The 5,790-nt window shown below is 50.0% G+C and carries 7 protein-coding genes; 5 read left to right on the forward strand and 2 right to left on the reverse strand.

The features are described from left to right. The 3 genes from IKG78_RS04215 to IKG78_RS04225 form a co-directional block, all read left to right on the forward strand. Positions 1–1,231 (forward strand): terminase family protein (locus IKG78_RS04215; protein ID WP_290939790.1); only part of this gene is annotated, 1,231 nt, incomplete at its 5' end. A 131-nt stretch (positions 1,232–1,362) separates the two neighbouring features. After that, complete coding sequence (locus IKG78_RS04220) at positions 1,363–2,868, forward strand: DUF935 family protein (protein ID WP_290939793.1); 1,506 nt, start codon at positions 1,363–1,365, stop codon at positions 2,866–2,868. Further along, positions 2,861–4,393, forward strand: coding sequence for a phage minor head protein (locus IKG78_RS04225; protein WP_290939796.1), 1,533 nt, complete (start codon positions 2,861–2,863; stop codon positions 4,391–4,393). The genes IKG78_RS04220 and IKG78_RS04225 overlap by 8 nt, the downstream gene beginning before the upstream one ends. Here the strand turns inward: IKG78_RS04225 and IKG78_RS04230 are convergent. Then, positions 4,390–4,566, reverse strand: coding sequence for a hypothetical protein (locus tag IKG78_RS04230; protein WP_290939800.1), 177 nt, complete (start codon positions 4,564–4,566; stop codon positions 4,390–4,392). The genes IKG78_RS04225 and IKG78_RS04230 overlap by 4 nt on opposite strands. A 55-nt stretch (positions 4,567–4,621) precedes the next feature. On the opposite strand from IKG78_RS04230, the gene IKG78_RS04235 reads away from it, so the two are divergent. After that, complete coding sequence (locus IKG78_RS04235) at positions 4,622–5,134, forward strand: phage virion morphogenesis protein (RefSeq protein ID WP_290939804.1); 513 nt, start codon at positions 4,622–4,624, stop codon at positions 5,132–5,134. Continuing rightward, entirely contained in the window at positions 5,131–5,385 is a 255-nt protein-coding gene (locus IKG78_RS04240) for a DUF3310 domain-containing protein (RefSeq protein WP_290939809.1), read from the forward strand. The genes IKG78_RS04235 and IKG78_RS04240 overlap by 4 nt, the downstream gene beginning before the upstream one ends. A 2-nt stretch (positions 5,386–5,387) precedes the next feature. Here the strand turns inward: IKG78_RS04240 and IKG78_RS04245 are convergent, their stop codons facing one another. Beyond that, positions 5,388–5,681: a hypothetical protein gene (locus IKG78_RS04245; RefSeq protein ID WP_173356594.1), complete on the reverse strand. Its 294-nt coding sequence runs from the start codon at positions 5,679–5,681 to the stop codon at positions 5,388–5,390. Between the last annotated feature and the right edge of the window lie 109 nt (positions 5,682–5,790).

Genomic DNA, 5,790 nt, shown 5'->3' on the forward strand with positions numbered 1-5,790 from the left:
CATGACCGCCGCAGCCGAATACATGGATTACATATCCGGTTGGGTTTCAAAGCTGAACTCCATAGCAAAAACTCTAGCAGAAATCAACTGCGAAGACATTACGGAATGTGAATTTGCAGATGAAGACAAAGGCGTAAAGTCCAAAGTAATCGAGTTCAACAACGGTTCAAAAATTTACGCGCTATCCAGCAACCCCAAGGCGTTCCGCTCAAAAGGCGGTAAGATTGTCTGGGACGAAGCGGCACACCACAAGGACGACCGCAAGATGTGGGCAGCCGCGAAGCCCGCCGCCATGTGGGGTTACTCAATCCGCATACTCTCTACGCACAACGGCGTCAACTCGCTTTTCTACCTGATCATCGACAAGTGCAAAAAAGGCGAACTCGATTACAGCGTGCACACAGTTCCTATCCAGCTCGCAGTAGAAGAAGGCCTCGCCGACCGTATCTGCGGGCGAAAGCTCTCCAGGAAAGAACGCGAGGAATGGCTGGCGCAGGAACACAAAGGCTGCCTTACTGAGGCGATATGGCAAGAGGAATACTGCTGTAATCCGCAAGACGAGTCCACGTCGATGATCGGCTATGACCTCATTCACAGCTGCGAGCGCCAAGGTATCCTTGGTCTTGAAAAGGCTAAAGGTCCGCTCTACCTCGGTTGCGACGTAGCCCGCCACCGTCACCTCTATGTCATCTATGTATTCGAAGATGTCTGCGACCAGCTTGTTTGCCGAGCGGTCGAAGCTTACCAGAAAAAGAAGTGGAGCTACCTTGAAGAAAAGCTCTACAAGTTCCTCAAGCTCCCGAACCTAGTGCGAGCCTGTATCGACCGCACGGGGCTTGGCGACCAGTTCACCGAACGCGCTCAGGAAAAGTTCGGCTCGGTCAAGGTCGAAGGAGTTCTCTTTACGAACGCGGTAAAGGCAGACCTCGCCATCAGTCTTTTGCAAGCATTCGAAGACCAGAAACTCATCATCGAAAAATGCCCGAAATTTCCGGGCGTTGACGGTCGCGAAGAAGACAAACAGGCCGAAAGCATCCACGCTGTTAAAAAGATTGTCACAAGTGCCGGGAATATCCGTTACGACGCTGAAAGCACCGAGAAGGGCCACGGCGACTTCTTCTGGGGAGCGGCGCTTGCATACCACGCAAAATCGGCGAATGCGGCGGGCCCGATATTCGTGCAAACGGCAAACCCATTCAAGGAACAAAACGTGGATTTGAGTGGGTTTTAAAAATCGCACAGAAAGGCCCTTTTAAGCCTTTTTTCTTAAAACCCTAGCAAGTGGACATCAAATTTTAAAAAATCATTTTTCAACGAATTTGAACGGCGATTCAACGAGATTAGAAACAGACCGAGGACTGCATGAGCAAAAAGAACAAAAATAACCAGAACGAGACCCAAAACAAGCGCGAATTGCAGCTTGCAAAGGAAGTCGCCACCCGGAATGTCGCCGAGTATATCACCGGGCTCGACTACTTGCCAAACCCCGATACAATCCTCAAGGCTCAGGGCGGCAATATCAAGGTCTATCGCGAAATGATAGACGCACACCTCGACGCGGTGAAAAACAAGCGCTTTGCCGCCATCACGAGCCGTGCATGGACAATCGACGGTAGCAAGGGCGACCAGAACAAGGCAAAGTTTGTCGAGGAATACCTCTGGAATATCGACCTCCGCAACACGATTTCGCAGATGCTCGAAGCAATCGGCTTCGGTTACGCCGTGCATGAAATCGTGTGGGATGCAGTCGCGACCGACTTGGGCGTACTCATTTTGCCCACAGCCATCAAGGACCGCAAGCAGGAATGGTTCAAGTTCGACAGCGACGGCAAGCTCCTCTTGCAGACGAAGGACGGCACCCGCCAAGAAATGCCCGCCCGCAAGTTCCTCGTCACTCGCAACCGCCCGACAACCGCGAACCCATACGGCAACTCAACCTATTCCCGTTGCTTCTGGCCTCTCGCGTTCAAGAAAGGCGGTCTCAAATTCTGGATGCTCTTCGTCGAAAAATACGGCATGCCCAAGGCCATCGGCAAGGTGCCGCCAACGGCAACTGATGCCGAACAACAGCAGTTCCTGAAAATGCTTGCAGGGCTTATCCGCGATGCAGTCGCAGTCATCCCGCAGACCGGCTCCGTGGAACTCCTGGAAACCCACCTGAGCGGCACAAACCCGCACGCAGAAATCATCGCGTGGGCAGACAAGGCCATGTCCAAGGCTTGGCTTGGCGAAACCCTCACCACCGAACAGACGAGCTCGGGCGGCACACAGGCTATGGCTACCGTGCACAACGACGTGCGTGCAGACCTAGCCCTCGACGATGCCGCAATGGTAGAATCCAGCATCAACCAGCTCATCCGCTGGATCTACGAAATCAACTGGCCGAACGAAAAAGAAATTCCCTGGATGAACATCATCCTCCCGGAAGACTTGCAAGAAGCCCGCCTCGAACGCGATGTGAAGCTTACCCAACTTGGCGTCAAATTCAACGCCGCGTATATCACCGATGTTTACGGCATCGATGAAAAATACTTTGAAATGCACGAAGTCCAGCAAGGTGGAGCAATGTTCGCGGAAGGCCCTGAAAAGAAGCCGAAAGTTCGCAACGCAAGCCACGAACTCCGCAAACAAGTGAACGAGTTCACCGAACACCTCGCAGACGAATGTGAAAAGGTGGATTTCCTTGCACCCATCCGCGAACTCGTAGAGAACGCAAAGAGTCTCGAAGAAGTCCGCGACAAGCTTGGCGGCTGCTATGGCGAAATGCCCATGGACCAAATTGAAGACGAAATGGAACAGGCATTCCTCGCAGCAGACCTTGCAGGGCGTTTCACGCTTCTCAGAAAAGCAGGCATCATAGATGGCTAAGGAACTCGGTTTCAAGCAAGGTGCGTACAAGGAAGCGGTCGATTACTTCAAGCAGAAAATCAACCTTCCTACAAAACGCTGGAACGATCTCAAGGGCGCAATGCACACGAGAGCGTTCACCGTTGCCGGTGCAATGCGTGCCGACATCTTGCTTGATTTCCGTAACGCCGTTGACAAGGCCATCGAAAAGGGTGAATCCCTGCAAGATTTCCGCAATCGGTTCTATCAAATTGCAAGCAAGTGGCGCGAATCGGACCCCAGCTTTGACGAAAAGATGAAAAAGCCCAAATACGGTGCATGGCGTTCGAAAGTCATTTACCAGACGAACATGCTCACCGCAGCAGCGGCAGCACAAGAACGGCAAGCTAGGGAAATGCCCGAAGTATTTACGCACGCAAAGTACATCTGCATGATGATGCCCACAAGCCGCGAACAGCACAAGGCGTGGAACGGCACGGTGCTCCCAGTAAACGACCCGTGGTGGGAAAAGCATAGCCCTCCAAACGGATTCGGTTGTCTGTGCGAAAAGGAATTTATCAGCAAGTACGAAATGAAAGCAGGGCTTGAAAAAGAAACGAAAGCCCCGACCCCGGCTAACGACACCACGAACATTGGTGAAAATTGGGACTACAGCATAGGCGATGCCGATGCCGAAAACCAACGGCTCAAGGAACAGCTCAAAGAGAAAGAGCTCAAACTTTTGGACCAGTTTGAAGGCAACGCTGAATTGAATTCTGAAATTGAACGAATTTCATCCGAAAGGCACGGAAACAGAACACCCGGAATCATTCAGAACATTCGAGACCGCTGGAACGACAGGAAGGACGAACGAGCCGGGAACATTCCAAAAGTAAAAACCGACAAGAAAATTGACTCTTTCAAGAAGCCCGCCGAGTTGTTTGAATACATGGAAAACAAACGCGGTTTCAAGATTGACGAACGCCTGAAGAAATTCGACTTGGGGCATGTAAAGGAAGTCTTGAAAGGAATAGACTCCGTAATGACCGTTTTCCCGGAAGCGAAAATCGACATCCTTGGAACTGACCCCAAGGACAAAAACAGGGCTATCACCAGGCATTACAAAATACCGAATACACCGTTCTCGATACTCATTAACAAGAAATACTTTGGAAAAAATTCAGTCCCATATACCGATGACGGTTTCCACCCTAAAAACGGATGCCACAGGGCGACGGCTTATCACGAAATGGGGCACGTCGTTCAATGTACTCTGGCACAAATGGAAATGTACAAATACGACAATTTTGAGCTAGTGGCAAAACAGATTGTCAACAAAGCGGCTCAAGATCGCGGTGTCGAAATATCGGACTACAATAAAGTCCTGAAATTCAGGGCAGGCATTTCCCGTTATGCCGATGAAAAATACAGCTACAAGGAAACTGTTGCAGAAGCGGTTTCGGATGTATTCAACAACCGTTCTAACGCTGCCGCCGAATCCAAGGCAGTCTACAAAGCTTTAATGGAAAGGATGAACAATGTCAGGAAAAACAAACGGAACAACTAGACAAGAATGCCAGCGTCGTCGTATTCCTTCTGCATTTTCTTCAGTTTTTCGAAGGCTTTTTTCACATCATCAGGAGCGTCGTCCTTGAGAGAACAATCGAAAATATACTCTGCATCGTCGTTTGTCCATTTGCTGCAAAGTTCTAGCAATTTTTCAAATTCTGGATCAGGCATGTATAACTCCTTACTTTAGGACAATATACCACTTTTTCCAAGGAATTGCAACCCCATGGCAGATTTCATCAACGCAACCATAGAACGGCACGAGTTCGACACGCTTCTCGAAATCCTGAAAGACCGTGCCGTCCATTTAAAGCCCATCATGGCCGTGGCTGGAAACATCGTTGTAAAAAGTGTCAAGCAGAATTTCCGCGAAGGCGGCAGACCCGAAAAGTGGACACAATCGAAAAAGCCCAAGGGCATGACCTTAATCGGCACTGGGGCACTCATGAAAAGCATCCACCACAAAGTTGATGATGACGGAATGGGTGTAACAGTAATGACCGGACCGCAAAAATACGCAGCCATCCACCAGTTCGGCGGCACGACCGCACCGCATGAAATCAAAGCAAAAAACAGACGTGCGTTGCAGTTCACCGTAGGCGGAGTGACGCTTTACAGAAAGAAAGTCCACCACCCCGGCTCAAACATCCCTGCACGCCCCTACATGCTCCTGCAAGACGAAGACATTGAAAACATCAAAAAGGTAATGCTCGAATACCTAAAGGACCCCATCAAATGACCAAACCCACACCAAACCAACCGCAAAAAAAACAGACCTACTACAACGAAATGCCCGTGGAAACAATCAAGATCATCCACGCCATCGTCAAACGTCCACAAATTCCGCGTGAAGCTGCCTACGACATCGGCAACGCCGTAAAGTATCAATGCCGTGCAGGCCTCAAGCCCGACAACAATTGGGAAGACGATATCCGCAAAGCAGAAAACTACCTGCACCACGCACGAACCGGCGAATGGATAAAGGAATGAATCTAGAAAAGAGACATCTGCCCGCTGTCACGCTTCTTCGGCACAAAGTTGAGATAGCGGTAAATCGTGCGTTCGCTCACGCCCGTTTCAAAAGCAAGCTGGTGGACAGTCTTCTCGCAGTTGTCAGCCATGTAGCGACGCACAGCGTTCGGAGTCATCCGGGATGGACAGGCTACATGGTTGCCTGCAAAGCGTTTCCAGATTCTCTTGGCGACATCGAGACCGAGGGTCTTTGCAACCCACTTTAAATCCTCGTTAGGCAGATCATCAAATGTAAGGGAATCCCAGACGCTCATCTGTAATTCAAATATAACTAAAATGAGCAAATTAGACAACAAAGATTTAATCGTCTTTCAAATCTTCTAGAAGTTCATCGGCATTTTTGATTTTCTTTTGTGCATCTTC

The sequence above is a fragment of the Fibrobacter sp. genome, from assembly GCF_017545445.1.
Lineage (GTDB): Bacteria > Fibrobacterota > Fibrobacteria > Fibrobacterales > Fibrobacteraceae > Fibrobacter.

Bases quoted from the DNA above. Each gene is read 5' to 3' on its own strand.
- IKG78_RS04220 (WP_290939793.1), top strand. From the start codon at position 1,363: ATGAGCAAAAAGAACAAAAATAACCAGAACGAGACCCAAAACAAGCGC.
- IKG78_RS04225 (WP_290939796.1), top strand. From the start codon at position 2,861: ATGGCTAAGGAACTCGGTTTCAAGCAAGGTGCGTACAAGGAAGCGGTC.
- IKG78_RS04230 (WP_290939800.1), bottom strand. From the start codon at position 4,566: ATGCCTGATCCAGAATTTGAAAAATTGCTAGAACTTTGCAGCAAATGG.
- IKG78_RS04235 (WP_290939804.1), top strand. From the start codon at position 4,622: ATGGCAGATTTCATCAACGCAACCATAGAACGGCACGAGTTCGACACG.
- IKG78_RS04240 (WP_290939809.1), top strand. From the start codon at position 5,131: ATGACCAAACCCACACCAAACCAACCGCAAAAAAAACAGACCTACTAC.
- IKG78_RS04245 (WP_173356594.1), bottom strand. From the start codon at position 5,681: ATGAGCGTCTGGGATTCCCTTACATTTGATGATCTGCCTAACGAGGAT.